Origin of the sequence: Paucibacter sp. M5-1 (genome assembly GCF_027498415.2) — a bacterium.
Taxonomy (GTDB): Bacteria; Pseudomonadota; Gammaproteobacteria; order Burkholderiales; family Burkholderiaceae_C; genus Roseateles_E.
Window position 1 is genome coordinate 3505887 of record NZ_JAPZLM020000001.1, and the last position, 14357, is coordinate 3520243.

A 14357-nucleotide genomic window follows, 5' to 3' on the forward strand; every position below is an offset into this window, starting at 1 on the left:
GGCCGGCCCTGCGGCCTGCCAACTCTTGCCGGTTTTTCGGGGCCATCGTCATGAGCAGCCCCTATGTGGTCAAGCAGGAGTGCATTGCCATCGCCGGTGTGGCGGATCTGCATATCCGTTCGCTGCTGGACCGGCAGCAGTTCGACGACCCGCTGGGCGAGGCGCTGGCACGTGGCATCTCGTCGGCGGCCTGGCCGCTGTTCGGCCTGCTGTGGCCCTCGGGCCTGCACCTGGCGGCGGCCATGGCGCGGCGGCCACTGCTGGCTGATGAGAGCATCCTCGAGATCGGCTGCGGCCTGGCGCTGGCCAGCCTGGTCAGCCACCGGCGTGGCGCGCTGGTGACGGCCAGCGACTGCCACCCGATGGCCGCAGGCTTCCTGCTGGAGAACCTGCGACTCAATGCACTGGCACCGATGCGCTACTGCCATGGCGACTGGGGCCCGGCCACCACCGGCCGTGGCCAGAGCGCGCCGCGCGTGCAGGGCCGCTTCGATCTGATCATCGGCAGCGATGTGCTGTACGAGCGCGACGAGGCCGGCAGCCTGGCCGCCTTCATCGCGCTGCATGCGCGGTCGGCCAGCGAGGTCATCATCGTCGACCCGAACCGCGGCAATCGCCCGGCCTTCAGCCGCCATATGGCGACGCTGGGCTACCGGCTGCAGGAGACCGTCATCAAGCAGCCCGGCTATAGCGGACGGCTGCTGCAGTACCGGCGCGACAGCCTGGCGACGCGCGGCCCCGCTTAGATTGTTGCAGTCCGGCTTCGTTTGTTTCAGCCCTGGTTTTTCGCTTCGGCCAGCGATTAAGGTGCGGCCCGGCTTGATGCCACCGAAGCAAGGAAACGCCCATGACCCAGCGAACCTGGCTGCGCCGCAGCCTCTTGATACTGCTTGGCCTCACGGCCGCCCTGGCCGCCACCGTCGGCCTGGCCCTGGCCCGCGCCGACTACAAGCTGCAGCGCCAGGTCGATCTGCGCGTGGCGGCCGTGCCGCTGCCGGCCGATGCGGCCGCGCTGGAGCGGGGCCGCTATCTCTATCTGTCGCGCGGCTGCGTCGATTGCCATGACCGCGCCGGCGGCGGCAAGGTGCTGATCGACGATGGCAAGGGCTTGCTCCTGCGCGGCCCGAATATCGCGCAGGGCTCGCCCACCGTGGCCAACTACCGGGTAGAAGACTGGGTGCGCGCGATCCGCCATGGCGTCAAGCCCGATGGCCGGCCCGCCATCGTGATGCCCAGCGAGGACTACAACCGGCTCAGCGACGAGGACATGGGCGCGCTGATTGCGCATCTGCAGCGCATGCCTGCGGTCGAGGGCGGGCCGGCCATCGTCCAGCTGTCGCTTCCCTTCAAGGCCATGTACGGCCTGGGCTTGATCCAGGATGCGGCCGAGAAGATCGACCACAGCCTGCCGCCTTCGCCAGCGATGGCCTCGACCATCAGCGTCGCCAACGGCGCCTATGTGGCCAGCATGTGCATAGGCTGCCACGGGCCCGGCTTCTCGGGCGGCAAGATCCCGGGCACGCCGCCCGACTGGCCGCCGGCCTCGAACCTGACGCCGGGCGAGGGCAGTGCGATGCCGGCCTACAGGAACGCCGAGCAGTTCGCCGCGATGATGCGCAGCGGCCGGCGTCCCGATGGCAGCGCGGTCAGCCCGGTGATGCCCTTCAACGCGCTGAAGGAATTGAACGACGCCGACCTGCACGCGATGTACGCCTATCTGCAGACCCTGCCTGCCAAGCCGGCGGGCCGGCGCTAAGAGGCCCGGAACCAGGCACGGCATCCCTATCTTGCAGGAGCAAAGCCGCCGCCGACGGCTAGGCGCCGACCCTGCGATCCCCTAATGTCGGGCGCACACTCCCTGGAGACCGCCATGCCCGACAGCGCCGACATCCTGTGGTTCAAGAAGCAGTTCCAGGCCCGCATCACGCCGGCCCTGGCCGGCACGCCGCTGACGGTGGACATGATCACCGCGATCGCCTGCCAGGAAACGGGTGCCATCTGGTCGCTGCTGCGGCGCAAGAACCTGGGCACGAACAAGATCCTGGCGCTGTGCGTCGGCGACACGCTCGATGCCGACAAGGGCCGCCGCGCCTTCCCGCAGACCAAGGCCGATCTGCTGGCCGCGCCCGATGGCGCGGCGATGTTCGAAATCGCCCACCAAGCCCTGGTCGATATGGCCCAGCACATCCCCGGCTTCGCCGGCGTGGCGGCCCGGCCGCACAAGTTCTGCCACGGCTTCGGCCTGTTCCAGCGCGATCTGCAGTTCTTCCTCAACGACCCCGACTACTTTCTGGAGAAGCGCTACGAGCGTTTCGAAGACACCCTGGCCCTGTGCGTCGATGAGCTGAAGAAGGGCTTGCGCAAGCTGGGCCTGCAGGACCGCAGCGCGCTCAGCGACCAGGAGCTGGCCGCCGTCGGCATCGCCTACAACACCGGCGGCTTCAAGCCGGCCAAGGGCCTCAAGCAGGGGCATTTCAACGGCACGCAGTTCTACGGTGAGGCGCTGTTCGACTTCATACGCCTGGCCCATACGGTGGCGCTGAGCGGCGAAGATGCGCTGCTCGAAGCGCCACCACCCGGCCAGGCCATCGTGCCGCCGCCCAGCCCCGTGACGGCCAGCGGCCCGCAGTTCCGGGTCAAGACCCAGCTCTCGATGCTGCGGGTGCGCAGCGAGCCGCTGATCAGCCAGCCCGAGACCGCCAATGTGATCAGCCACCTGCCGGACGGCCATCCAGTGCGCGCCGTCAGCGGCAAGCCGGTCAAGGGCTTTCTCGAGATCGAGACCAGCCTGGCCGGCGCGTTGATCCATGGTTTTGTCTCGGCCAAGCTGCTGGTGGCCGATGCCGCGCCCGAGCCGATTGCCGTCGTCGAGCCGGCGCCAGCCCTGCCCAGCAGCGGCATCGTCGCGGTATGGATGCCACGCAAGAGCGGCTCGGTGACGCGCCGCATCGACCTGGCCAATGCCCATTCGCTCAACGAAGCCGGTCAGCCGCAACGCAAGGGCACGGATGCCGAAACGCTGCGTCAGGAGCTGGCCGCCATCATCGACTGGCTGGCGGTGGACAAGCCGGCCCATGGGCGCTACCAGCCGCGCAGCGGTCTGACCTTCTGCAATATCTACGCGCATGACTACTGCCATCTGGCCGGTGTCTACCTGCCGCGGGTCTGGTGGTCGGCCCATGCCTTGCTGAAGCTGGCCCAGGGCGAGACCGTGGCGCCGCTGATCGGCAACACCATTGTCGAGCTGCGCGCCAACGATCTGTTCCGCTGGCTGCGCGACCATGGCCCCGCCTTTGGCTGGCGCCAGACCGGCTCCTTGAGCAAGCTGCAGCAGGCCGCCAACCAGGGCGCGATCGGCCTGATCATCGCGCGGCGCAGGGAAGACGGACGCTCCGGCCATATCGTGCCGGTGGTGCCCGAGCTCGGCGAGCTGCGGGCCAGGCGCGACAGCGCCGGCGAGGTCACGGCGCCGCTGCAAAGCCAGGCCGGGGCCAGCAACTTCCGCTTCGGCACCGGCAAGGCCGGCTGGTGGCTGGGCCAGGAGTTCGCCGAAAGCGCCTTCTGGATACACGCCTGAACAAACGAAACCGCCAGACCCGGCCGCAGAAGCCGGGCTGAAACCGCAGCGGCCGAGACTGCCAGCCTGTTGTTGAACAAGACAAGGCTCGCACGATGAACGCCACCCTCTCCCTGAATATGCAGCGCCTGGGCCAGGGCCGTCCGCTGCTGTGCCTGCATTCCAGCAGTGCCAGCGCCGGCCAATGGCGCGGGCTGGCCGAGCAGCTGCAAGAGCAGCGCGAGCTGCTGATCCCCGATCTGCCCGGCCACGGCCGCAGCCCGGACTGGCCCGCCGATGCGCCCATCGGGCTGGGGCTGGAGAGCGACGCGGTCTGGGCCGCGCTGGGCGATATCGAGGAGCCGCTGGACATCGTCGGCCATTCCTATGGCGGCGCGCTGGCGCTGCAGATGGCGGTGGAGCGCCCGTCTTGTGTGCGCTCACTCACCTTGTATGAGCCGGTATTGTTTGGCCTGCTGCGCCGGCACGAGCCCTGGGGCGAGGCCTGGAGCGAGATCTCCCAGATCGCCCGCATCGTCAGCGAGCTGGTCGGCGCCGGCCGCTTCGAGGCGGCGGGCCAGATGTTTTGCAACTACTGGGCGGCCGGTCCGGCTTGGCAGGGCATGAACGACAACCAGCAGCAGCGCATCGCGCGCTGCATGCCCAGCGTCGATCGGCATTTCGCCGCGCTGTTCGCCGCCACCTGGGGGCCGCGCGAGCTGGCCCGGCTGCGGGCGCTGCCGCTGCGCCTGGTCTGTGGTTCGCTGACCCGGGCACCGGCACGCCGGGTCAGCGAGCTGCTGTCCCTGGCGCTGGAACAGTCCGAGCTGTGCATGCTGCCCGGCGCCGGCCATCTGGGGCCGATCAGTCATGCGGCGGCGTTCAATGCGATGGTCGGGTCCTTGCTGGAGGCGGTGCCGGCACTGTGACGGACAAAGCTGTGCACAACATTTGAACAAGACCTGGCTTATCCACAGCTGTTGGCATTGAGCCGGAGTTGTTATCTATTGGTGTGCCCCGCCGACCCCAGCCGGCCCACATGCTTTGACTGCGTACAAGTGCTTGAATCAAAAAGGAAAAAATAGCTTGTCCACAGCCTAAGCGCTGCTCTACTAAGACTACTAATTTGAAAGATAGAAATACCAGTAAGAAGAGCGGAGCGCTTCTCCGCTGTATTTCAAAGCCTGAGCGGTCCGGGCGGGCTTGGCCGCGCGGTGAGCGCACAAAGCCCGGCTCATGTCACACTGCCGCCCCGTGTGCATCGCGCCACGGAGCGCTATGAACACGACACCCTCAGCCCCCAACTCCTCCACGCTGTACTCGGCGTCTTGCGGTTTCGAAGCCGCCTGCCAGATCCCGGCCTTGCCCGAGGGGCACCGCAGCCGCGGTCTGCACGGCCACAGCTATCTCGCCACCGTCAGGGCCGCGCTGCCGCCCGGCTGGGCGCCGTTTCCCGGTGCCGAGGTCGAGGAATTGCGCCGGCGGCTGGAAGCCTGTCTGGCGCCGCTGGACCACGGGCTGCTGAACACCACGCTGGAACAGCCGACCGACGAGAACATCGCGCGCTGGATCAAAAACCGTCTGGAGCAAGACTTCGGCGTGCCGGGCATCCAGCAGATCGGCATCCAGAGCACCGCGCACAGCGGGGTCGATCTGGATGTCGGCGGCCGCGCCCATGTCTGGCGGCGCTACCGTTTCCAGGCCGCGCACCAATTGCCGAATGTGCCGCCCGGCCACAAATGCGGCCGCATGCACGGCCATGGTTTCGAGGTCATCGTTCATGCCAACCAGGATCTGGGCGAGCGCGATCTGAGCATCGACTACGACCATCTGGACGAGGTCTGGGCGCCCTTCCATATGCTGCTGAACTACCAGTGCCTCAACGAGATCGAGGGTCTGGACAACCCCACCAGCGAGGTGATCTCGGCCTGGCTGTGGCAGCGGCTGAAGCCGCAACTGCCCGAGCTGTCCTGGGTCACGGTCTATGAGACCGGCTCCTGCGGCGCCAATTTCGATGGCCAGCAGTACCGGATCTGGAAGGAGCTGACCTTGGACAGCGCGATCCAGCTCAAGCGCGCGCCGGCCGGCAGCCCGCTGCGGGCCATCCATGGCCATACCTACACCTTGCGCCTGCATCTGAGCGCCGAGCTCGATGCGCTGAAAGGCTGGACGGTGGACTTCGGCGATGTGAAAACGCGCTTCGATCCGATCTTCAAGGCCATCGACCACCGCCCGCTCTACGAGATCGCTGACCTGCCCGATGGCGACAGCGCCAGCCTGGCGGCCTGGGTGCTGACCAAGGGCCGGGCCGTGCTGCCGCAGCTGGACCGGGTCGATATGTATGAAACCCGCGGCTCGGGCGCCATCGTCAGCGCCTCGGGCATTGATGATCTGATCCCCGTATGACTTACGCCGTCAAGGAAATCTTCTACACGCTGCAGGGCGAGGGCGCGCAGGCGGGCCGGGCTTCGGTGTTCTGCCGCTTTGCCGGCTGCAATCTGTGGAGCGGGCGCGAGCAGGACCGGGCCAGCGCCGTCTGCAACTTCTGCGACACCGATTTTGTCGGCACCGATGGCCAGGGTGGCGGCAAGTTCGCCACGGCCGAGGCCCTGGCCGCCGCGATTGCCTCGCGCTGGCCCGCAGACCGGCCTGGCAAGCCTTATGTGGTCTGCACCGGGGGGGAGCCCCTGCTGCAGCTCGACGCTGCGCTGATAGAGGCGCTGCACGCCCGCGGCTTCGAGATCGCGGTCGAGACCAATGGCACACAGCCGGCACCCGAGGGTTTGGACTGGATCTGTGTCAGCCCCAAGGCCGACAGCGAGATCGTGCTGACCCGCGGCCATGAGCTGAAGCTGGTCTATCCGCAGCCGGCCGCGCTGCCCGAGCGCTTTGCCGGCCTGGACTTCGAGCATTTCTTCTTGCAGCCGATGGACTCGCTGCTGAAGGCCCAGCACACCCGCGCGGCCGTGGCCTATTGCATGGAACACCCGCAATGGCGGCTGAGCGTGCAGATGCACAAGGTCATCGGCATCGAGTGATGGAACAAGTCTGTGGATAAGTCCTGAGCAAGTGAGCGCTTGTCCACAGCAACGCCTTGCAGGGCCCAGTTGTTATCGGCTGAGCCCGGCGCTGTCCTATCTCCGGCGCACAGACTTTTGGTACCGCTAAGTCTTTGAAATCAAAGCAACTTTCCGACCTGTCCACAGTGGGCTGCCCGCTCTACTACGACTACCAAGTTAAAAGATCTAAATACAGGGATTGAAGACATGGACATCCGGAACCTGCAGCAGCGGCTGCGCCAGTTCGCCGCCGAGCGGCAGTGGCAGCCCTACCAGACGCCCAAGAACCTGGCGATGGCCATGGTCGTGGAGGCTGCCGAATTGGTGGAGATCTTTCAGTGGATGACACCGGAAGAGTCGCAGACGATTGCGCAGGACCCGGCCAAGCTCGAGCATCTGGGCGATGAAGTTGCCGATGTGATGCTCTACTTGCTGCAGATTGCCGATCACAGCGGCGTCGATATGGCGGCGGCGGTGGAACGCAAGCTGGCCAAGAACGCCTTGAAGTACCCGCCGCCCTGAACCTCTTCTTCTCGCAATCGCATGCAGACCATCGCCGTCATCGACTTTGAAACCACCGGCCTCGGACCCGGCGCGGGCGGCCGCGCCACCGAGATTGCGGCGGTGCTGGTGCGCGGCGGCGAGATCGTCGGCAGCTACCAGAGCCTGATGAACAGCGGCGCCTGGGTGCCGCCCTTCATCGAGCAGTTGACCGGCATCAGCAATGCGATGCTGGCCCAGGCGCCCGACTCGGCGCGGGTGATGCGCGAGGTGGCCGAGTTCACGCGCGGCTGCCCGCTGGTGGCGCACAACGCCTCCTTCGACCGCGGCTTCTGGTTCCATGAGCTGGAGCGGGCCGGCTGGGAGCGCGACAGCGCCCATGAGTTCGCCTGCACCGTGCTGCTGGCGCGCCGGCTCTATCCCGAGGCGCCGAACTGCAAGCTCGGCACGCTGGCCCAGTTCCATGCGCTGCCCGTTATGGGCCGGGCCCACCGCGCGCTGGCCGATGCGCAGACCACCGCCCATCTGCTTCTGCGCATGCAGGCCGATCTGGCGCAACGCTTTGCGCGCGAGCTCGGACCCTTGCGGGTCGAGCACGCGCTGCTGGCGCGGCTGCAGCGCACGGCCAAGACGGCTTTGCAACGCTGTGTATCCGACTACGCCCGGCCGCAGCTGGCGGCGCGCAGTCCGGCACTGGCCGCGAACTGACGGCAGAAAAAAACCCGCTGTCAAGCGCTCATCGCGGCGCTTTAGGGGCGCAAAATTCCGCCCTTCCGTTTTTGTTTGAGTTCCCAGAGTTCTATTCATTCGTATGTCGAGTATTCAGGTCCGTCCGGCCACCCTGCGTGACGCCAAAGCCATTGCCGAAATCCATGTTGCAGCCTGGCAGGACGCGTACAAGGGGCTGCTGCCCGATGCCGCACTGGACGCGCTGTCGGTGCAGAAGCGCCAGGCCTTCTGGCGCGAGGCCATCGATCTTTGCGAGCCCCAGGTGCTGGTGGCCCATATCGACAACGAGGTGATGGGCTTTGTCGGCTTCGACCGCTCGCGCGACAAGGGCACGCCGTCGACCACCGGCGAGATCTGGGCCATCTATGCCTCGCCGGTGCATTGGGAGAAGGGCGTTGGCCTGGCCCTGTGGGACGCGGCCCGCGACGGGCTGCAGGAAGAAGGCTGCACCAAGGTGACCTTGTGGACCTGGCTGCGCAATGAGCGCGCACTGCGTTTCTTCGAGCTGGCCGGTTTCAAGCGCGAGCTCGGCAGCACCAAGACCACCGAGGTCAGCGGCGTGCGTCTGGAAGAGCTGCGCCTGCAACGATCGCTGGTCTGAGACCCCAATCTCCATCGATGAAGCGCCCTTCAACGGGCGCTTTTTTTCGTCCCTCCGATCACCCTTTTAAGTCACAAGGGCCAGGTCTTGCCTACGCACTTTCCGCCGGTCGGAAAACGTTAAAGTAATGGCCCCTTACTTTCCACAAGTCCTCCAAGTGCTGGCCAAGATCACCTCCAAGAACCAATTGACGCTGCCCAAGAGCGTGACCCAGGCCCTCGGGCCGGTGCAGTATTTCGAGGTGCAGGAGAAGGCCGGGCAAATCATCCTGACCCCGGTGCGCATCCAGCGCGGCGACGCGCTGCGGGCCAAGCTGGCCGAACTGTCCATCGACGAAAAAATGCTGGATGCGGCGCTGGACTGGGCCCAGAAGGCAGCGGCAAAACCATTGAGTGCCAAAAAGACCGCAGCGGCCAAGAAACCAGCCGTCACGAAGCTGGTGACGGCGCGCAAAACGGCGGCGGCAAAAAAGCCATCGAGTGCTGCCAGGCCGGCCGTCAAGACAGTCAGCAAGCGCAAGAGCGCGCGATGAGCACCGCTCGCCGATTGGCCAAAGCGGTCGCCGCGCCGGCCGTGGTGTTCGACACCCGGCTGCTGCTGGGCGCCCTGGTGTCGGGCGATGCCCGGGCGCAGCAGCTGCGCCAGAGCTGGCAGCTCGGACGCTGCCAGGCCCTGGTTGATCCGGCCAGCGCACGGGCGCTGATGCTGGCGCTGGCCTGCCCGGTGCTGGGGCTGTCGCCGACGCAGCAACATGAGTTGCTGGCCGACTATCTGCCCTATGCCCAGGTGCTGCCGGCCGAGGCGCCGGCAGCTGCCACGGCCGCGCGGCTGCCGGCCTTCGAGCAGCTCGCACTGAGCCTGGCACAGGGCGCGCGCGGCCGGGTTCTGGTCAGCGACAGCATGGCGTTGCGGGCGCTTGTCGCACGTTCCGCCAAGCCCGGTTTCAAGCTGCTGGGCAGCGAGGAATTTTTGACATCGCTGAGGGTTTGACGGGGCGGCGGTGTCACACAAGCTCTGCTAGATTCGCCGACCGATGAGCAACTTCGACCGATCAATTTCCAGTGGCATGTGGCGCGTGGTGTTCTATGAGCGCCGCGGCAACCGCGTACAGATGGACCGCACCGGTCCCTGGCTGCCCAACAAGAAGCTGGCCGAGCAATGGGCGCACTGGTTCGGCGAGCGCGGTCACCATGTGGCCCTGCAGGACCAGAGCGGCGGCATGGAGAAGGTCAGCCAGGGTTTGCCGGGCTGAATTTTCCTCAGGCGGCCGCCCGGTAGCCGCCGCGCTCCAGCGCCCAGCCCTCGGTGGCGGTCAGGCGGGGATGGCGCTGCACATGGACCGTGCTGAGCCGCTTGGCGGCGGCGCGCTGCACCAGCTTCTCGGCCTGGGTGGCGTTCAGCTGCAGCGCGAAACGGACCCAGCGCTTTTGCACCAACGCATCGCTCCAGGCGTCTTCGAGCGCCCAACGGATGTCCTGAGCCTCGGTCAGCGCACCGACCCGCAGCACCCGGGGTGCCAGCGCCATCAGGAAGCGGTTGAAGTCGGCGCGCAGCGCATCGCCCGGCAGCAAGGCCTCGATGCGCGCGAGGCGGGCGCTCCAGCCCGGTGTCGCGAGCTGGCGGGTCACCAGGGCCTGCAGCGCCTGGATCGGGTTGAACAGGCGCAGCCGGTTCGGCGGCAGCAGATGCAGCGGGATCGTCGCCGCTTCCTCATGGGACAGCTCGGTGACAAAGCTGCACAGCACCGCGACCCGCTGCCATTCGGCCGGGCCCAGGCCGGCGATGCGCTGGAAAGGGCCGTCATTGACACTGCCGGCAATCTCGTTTGCCTCGGCCCAGCCATGGGCGGCCTTGGCCGCATTGGCACCGGCACTCATCATCGCCAGATTGCCGGCCGCGTAGCCGGCATCGTTGCGGACGCGGTCGATGGAGGCCTGGCCCAGCAGCGGCTGGCGCAGGATGGGGCAGTAGTCGACCGTGATCTGCTGCAGATAGTTGGGTGTGACTTGCACATCCTCGAAGCTGCGCCCGCGTGCCCAGGCATGGGTGCGCAGTTGCAGCCACAGCTGGGTGTGACGGGAGGGCTTCAGCGTGCGGCGGCCGAAAGTGGCCGAGCCGGCCTGCCAGCCTTGCAGCAGCGGTGACTGTGCATACAGATGGGCGACCGGCGGCGCCACCCCATGGTGGGCGAAATCCCAGCCCAGCTCGAAACCGAGGCTGGCATTGGCCGGCGCGGCCTGTTCGACGGGAAGGATGCCCAATTCCATCTGGGCGGATGCTGCTGCGATCTGTGCCATGAGGTGCTCCGGTTGCGGCTGCCATCGATTTGTCAGCAACCATGTGGCACAGTGTCTGACCTCACTGGCTCATGGGATGAGCCAGAAAAAAGAATCAGGGAAGGGATGGCGATCGCATGGACAGGACCGAGCGCTTCTACAAGATCGAGCTGCTGATACGCGGCCGTGAATGTGTCAGTTTTGCGACTTTGCTGGAGGCGCTGGAGGTGTCGCCGGCGACCTTGAAACGCGATCTGCAGTATCTGCGTGAGCGCATGGATGCGCCGATCGAGTACGACGCGCTGGCCAATGGCTACCGTTTCGGCCAGCAATGGCGCGGCCAGCAGCATGAGCTGCCGGGGGTCTGGTTCAACGAGAAGGAGCTGCATGCGCTGCTGACCATGCACCAGCTGCTGTCCGGGCTGGACGAGAACGGCATCCTGAGCCGGCATCTGCAGCCGATGTTCGACAAGCTGACCGGCATGCTGGGCACCGATGCGGCCGAGGCCAAGGAGATGACACGGCGCGTCAAGCTGATCAGCACCGCACGCCGGCGCGTGGCCAGCGAGTATTTCGAGACGGTGGGCAGCGCGGTGGTGCAGCGCCAGAAGCTGCGCATCAGCTATCGCAAGCGCGGCAAGGGCGGCGGCACGGTGGGCTCGCGGGTGGTGTCGCCGCAGCGCCTGGTGCATTACCGCAACACCTGGTATCTGGATGCCTGGTGTCATCAGAGCGAGGGCCTGCGCCGCTTTGCGCTGGACGCGATGGAGGCTGCCGAGCTGCTGGACGAGAAGGCCAAGCCGGTGGCGCTGAAGGCGCTGGAGAGCGAGCTGGACCAGGGCTACGGCATTTTCGCCGGTGGCCAGACCCAGCAGGCGAGGCTGGTGTTCAGCGCCGAGGCGGCGGCCTGGGTCTCACGCGAGGAGTGGCACGCCAGCCAGCAAAGCGAGTGGCTGGCGGACGGGCGCTGGCAGCTGGAGGTGCCGTATGTGGATGCCACCGAGCTGCTGATGGATCTGCTGCGCCACGCCGGCCAGGTCGAGGTGCTGGCGCCGCCGGCGCTGCGCCAGGCCTATGCGAAGCGGCTCAGGGAGGCGGCGGCTCAGCTGGATTGATCGGCGTCCTGGCGCTTCAGACGCTCGCTGTGCCAGTAGACATCGTCGCCGCCCAGCCCGTCGAGGTTGGCACGGTTCAGCACGCGGGCCAGCACGAAGAGCAGATCGGACAGGCGGTTCAGGTACTGGCGCGGGGCGGCATTGATGCTCTCCTGCGCGGCCAGCGTGACGACGGCACGCTCGGCGCGGCGGGCCACGGTGCGGCAGACATGGGCGATCGCGGCGCTGCGCGTGCCGGCCGGCAGGATGAACTCCTTCAGCCGGGGCAGGGCGGCGTTGTAGTGGGCCAGCGCCTCGTCCAGGCGCAGCACGGCATCCATCTTCAAGAGCTCGTAGCCGGGCATGCAGAGCTCGCCGCCGAGATTGAAGAGCTCATGCTGAATCGTGATCAGCAGCTCGCGAACATCGCCGGGCAGCGGCTCGGCCAGCAGCACGCCGATCTGCGAATTCAGCTCGTCGACATCGCCCATGGCCTGCACACGCAGATGGTCCTTGGGCACGCGGCTGCCATCACCCAGGCCGGTGGTGCCGTCGTCGCCGGTGCGGGTTGCGATTTGAGAGAGTCGGTTGGCCATGGGGCTTGATGTCTGCGGGTCTTGGGAAGACCCGCATCTTGCCCGAGTTCGGCCCTGGGGTCAGCCGCGCCGGCCGCTGCGGTGGAAGTCAGGTTTGTGGGCGGCGGCCGGGCTGCGATGCGGCAGGTGGCCGGACCGGCCCTGATAGGGGCCGTGGGCGGAGTCGGCCGGCGGCAGGGCGCTGCCCTTGTTGCCGAGCTTGAGCCACTCGCGCCAGATCAGGCCCATCAGATCGAAGCGCAGCGCGCCGATCACGGCCAGCAGCAGGACGAGCAACAAGAGCAGGCTGGCGGGATCCGACATGGCCGATCTCCTTCATCAGGAACAGGCCTCTATGGTGGCACCGGCCGGCCTTGGGGGCAAGCCGGCGCCGACCCGGGTTCAGAACTGATGGTTGTACTGCAGGCCGAACAGGACCGAGCTCAGCTGATAGCGGCCGCGCAGCGTGGCGCAGCTGGAGGTATTGCCGGCCGTGTTGCAGACGGCCGAGCCGACCGCATTGCGCTGGCCGCCGTTGTCGAACATATCGATCTGGCTGTCGGCCACATGGATATAGCTCATCGCGAAGTCCACCGAGCGCTTGTTGTCGAGCTTCCAGTTGAAGCCCCCGGACAGCCAGGTGCGATCGTTGTCTGGGATCGACGGGGTGCGGCGCGCGGCGGTCACCGGCGACTGGTCGAAGGCCACGCCAGCGCGCAGGGCCAGCGCATCGCTCCATTTGTAGTTGACGCCCAGCGAGGCACGCACCGTGTCTTCCCAGCGCTGCGGCGTGGTCGAGTCGGGCAGGTTGTTGGCGAAGTCGATGCGCAGCTCCTGGAAGCGCGAATGCTTGGTCAGCGTCACATCACCCATCACCGCGAACTTCTTGTCCTGCTCCTTGTAGAAGGAGAAGGACAGCGATTCCGGCGTGTTCACCTTCAGGCGCGCATCGCTGTCGGTATAGAGGCCGACCAGGCGCTGCTGCACCTGGGTGCCGGCGCCGGGCAGGGCAGCGTTCAGCAGCGCACCCAGATTGCCGGCGGGGGTCTGCACTTGCCATTGCGATTCGCCCTTGAGCTGGTGCTTGATGCGCGAGCGATAGGCGATGCCGAAACGCGTACTCTCGTCATAGTGATACATCAGGCCCAGATTGAAGCCGAAGCCCCAGTCCTTGCCCTCGACATCGACCCGGCCTGAATAGGTCGGATTGCCGGAGACCTGCTTGATCAGCCCGCCCAGCTGGTTGATCACCGCGGCGCGCACCACGTCCAGCGGCACGCCCGGCGCCGCATTCGCGGCCACCTGCTGCTCGATCACCAGATTCATCGCGCCCGAGCCGAAGTCGGCGGCCTTGGACAGCTTGCCCTCGATGTGCTGGGCCGTCAGGCCGGCACCCAGGCTCAGCTTCTCATTGAGCTTGAAAGCGATCGAGGGGTTGAAGGCCAGGGTCTTCAGCTCGGTGCCGATGCTGTTGTAGCGGCCGGTCCAGTCGGTCGAATACTCGCTCTTGGAGCCGAAGGGCACGAAGATGCCCAGGCCCAGGCTGAGACGGTCCGAATACTTGTGGGTGAAGTAGCCATGGGGCACGGCCGTGGCCTCGACGAACTTGCCGCCGTTGCTGCCGCTGATGGGCAGGCCCAGCGAGGTGACGCTGCCCTGGTCCTTGAATTTGCCCTCGGGCACGACGACATTGAGCACGCCGCTGGCGCGGGTGCCGTCCAGGCGGGTCATGCCGGCCGGGTTGTAGAACACAACCGTGGCGTCGCCGGCTTCGGCGGCGTTGGCATTGGCCGTGCCCTGAGCCGAGGCCGACTGCGAGCCGAAGTGATAGCCCGAGGCCATCACGGAGGAAGCGCTCAGTGCGGACAGCAGACCGAGCAACAGGGGAGTGGGGGCGAATCGCATGCGGTCTCCGTATGTTTTGAGGGTAGGCCGGGTAGCTGGCCTTTTGCATTTGATGATAGCC

General features: G+C 66.7%; 17 protein-coding genes. 13 read left to right on the plus strand and 4 right to left on the minus strand.

Annotated features, from left to right (window positions below):
* The first annotated feature begins 50 nt into the window (after positions 1–50).
* From O5M90_RS16420 to O5M90_RS16475, 12 genes are all read left to right on the plus strand, one after another.
* Entirely contained in the window at positions 51–746 is a 696-nt protein-coding gene (locus tag O5M90_RS16420; protein WP_269839590.1) for a class I SAM-dependent methyltransferase, read from the plus strand.
* A gap of 101 nt (positions 747–847) precedes the next feature.
* Positions 848–1756, plus strand: a complete 909-nt coding sequence (locus O5M90_RS16425) for a c-type cytochrome (RefSeq protein ID WP_269839591.1) — start codon at positions 848–850, stop codon at positions 1754–1756.
* A 114-nt stretch (positions 1757–1870) separates the two neighbouring features.
* Positions 1871–3577, plus strand: coding sequence for a hypothetical protein (locus tag O5M90_RS16430; RefSeq protein ID WP_269839592.1), 1707 nt, complete (start codon positions 1871–1873; stop codon positions 3575–3577).
* Between the two features lie 95 nt (positions 3578–3672).
* Complete coding sequence (locus O5M90_RS16435) at positions 3673–4485, plus strand: alpha/beta fold hydrolase (RefSeq protein WP_269839593.1); 813 nt, start codon at positions 3673–3675, stop codon at positions 4483–4485.
* A gap of 349 nt (positions 4486–4834) precedes the next feature.
* Positions 4835–5962, plus strand: coding sequence for a 6-pyruvoyl trahydropterin synthase family protein (locus O5M90_RS16440; protein WP_269839594.1), 1128 nt, complete (start codon positions 4835–4837; stop codon positions 5960–5962).
* Positions 5959–6594 (plus strand): 7-carboxy-7-deazaguanine synthase, encoded by a 636-nt coding sequence (gene queE, locus O5M90_RS16445; protein WP_440402182.1) that lies wholly within the window; start codon positions 5959–5961, stop codon positions 6592–6594. The genes O5M90_RS16440 and queE overlap by 4 nt, the downstream gene beginning before the upstream one ends.
* A 228-nt stretch (positions 6595–6822) precedes the next feature.
* Positions 6823–7137: a nucleotide pyrophosphohydrolase gene (locus O5M90_RS16450; RefSeq protein ID WP_137945353.1), complete on the plus strand. Its 315-nt coding sequence runs from the start codon at positions 6823–6825 to the stop codon at positions 7135–7137.
* Positions 7138–7158: 21 nt separating this feature from the next.
* Positions 7159–7824 (plus strand): 3'-5' exonuclease, encoded by a 666-nt coding sequence (locus O5M90_RS16455; RefSeq protein WP_269839595.1) that lies wholly within the window; start codon positions 7159–7161, stop codon positions 7822–7824.
* Between the two features lie 103 nt (positions 7825–7927).
* Entirely contained in the window at positions 7928–8446 is a 519-nt protein-coding gene (locus O5M90_RS16460; RefSeq protein WP_137945355.1) for a GNAT family N-acetyltransferase, read from the plus strand.
* 157 nt (positions 8447–8603) lie between these two features.
* Positions 8604–8978, plus strand: coding sequence for an AbrB/MazE/SpoVT family DNA-binding domain-containing protein (locus O5M90_RS16465; protein WP_269839596.1), 375 nt, complete (start codon positions 8604–8606; stop codon positions 8976–8978).
* On the plus strand, positions 8975–9436 hold the full coding sequence (locus tag O5M90_RS16470) for a hypothetical protein (RefSeq protein WP_262972220.1): 462 nt from the start codon (positions 8975–8977) through the stop codon (positions 9434–9436). Before O5M90_RS16465 ends, O5M90_RS16470 begins: the two co-directional genes overlap by 4 nt.
* Before the next feature lie 43 nt (positions 9437–9479).
* Positions 9480–9698 carry a hypothetical protein gene (locus tag O5M90_RS16475; protein ID WP_137945357.1) on the plus strand — a complete coding sequence of 73 codons (219 nt, stop codon included), beginning with the start codon at positions 9480–9482 and terminating at the stop codon, positions 9696–9698.
* Between the two features lie 7 nt (positions 9699–9705).
* Here the strand turns inward: O5M90_RS16475 and O5M90_RS16480 are convergent, their stop codons facing one another.
* Positions 9706–10743: a hypothetical protein gene (locus O5M90_RS16480; protein ID WP_262972219.1), complete on the minus strand. Its 1038-nt coding sequence runs from the start codon at positions 10741–10743 to the stop codon at positions 9706–9708.
* Between the two features lie 116 nt (positions 10744–10859).
* Here O5M90_RS16480 and O5M90_RS16485 point away from each other — a divergent pair, with 116 nt between their 5' ends.
* Positions 10860–11837 (plus strand): helix-turn-helix transcriptional regulator, encoded by a 978-nt coding sequence (locus O5M90_RS16485; RefSeq protein ID WP_262972218.1) that lies wholly within the window; start codon positions 10860–10862, stop codon positions 11835–11837.
* Here the strand turns inward: O5M90_RS16485 and O5M90_RS16490 are convergent.
* The 3 genes from O5M90_RS16490 to O5M90_RS16500 all read right to left on the minus strand — a co-directional run bounded on the left by O5M90_RS16490 (position 11825) and on the right by O5M90_RS16500 (position 14296).
* Entirely contained in the window at positions 11825–12412 is a 588-nt protein-coding gene (locus O5M90_RS16490) for a cob(I)yrinic acid a,c-diamide adenosyltransferase (protein ID WP_137945360.1), read from the minus strand. The genes O5M90_RS16485 and O5M90_RS16490 overlap by 13 nt on opposite strands.
* Positions 12413–12472: 60 nt before the next feature.
* Positions 12473–12715 carry a hypothetical protein gene (locus tag O5M90_RS16495; RefSeq protein WP_137945361.1) on the minus strand — a complete coding sequence of 81 codons (243 nt, stop codon included), beginning with the start codon at positions 12713–12715 and terminating at the stop codon, positions 12473–12475.
* A gap of 78 nt (positions 12716–12793) precedes the next feature.
* The gene (locus tag O5M90_RS16500; RefSeq protein WP_262972216.1) at positions 12794–14296 is read right to left on the minus strand and encodes an OmpP1/FadL family transporter; all 1503 of its coding nucleotides are present in this window, start codon (positions 14294–14296) and stop codon (positions 12794–12796) included.
* Positions 14297–14357: the final 61 nt, after the last annotated feature.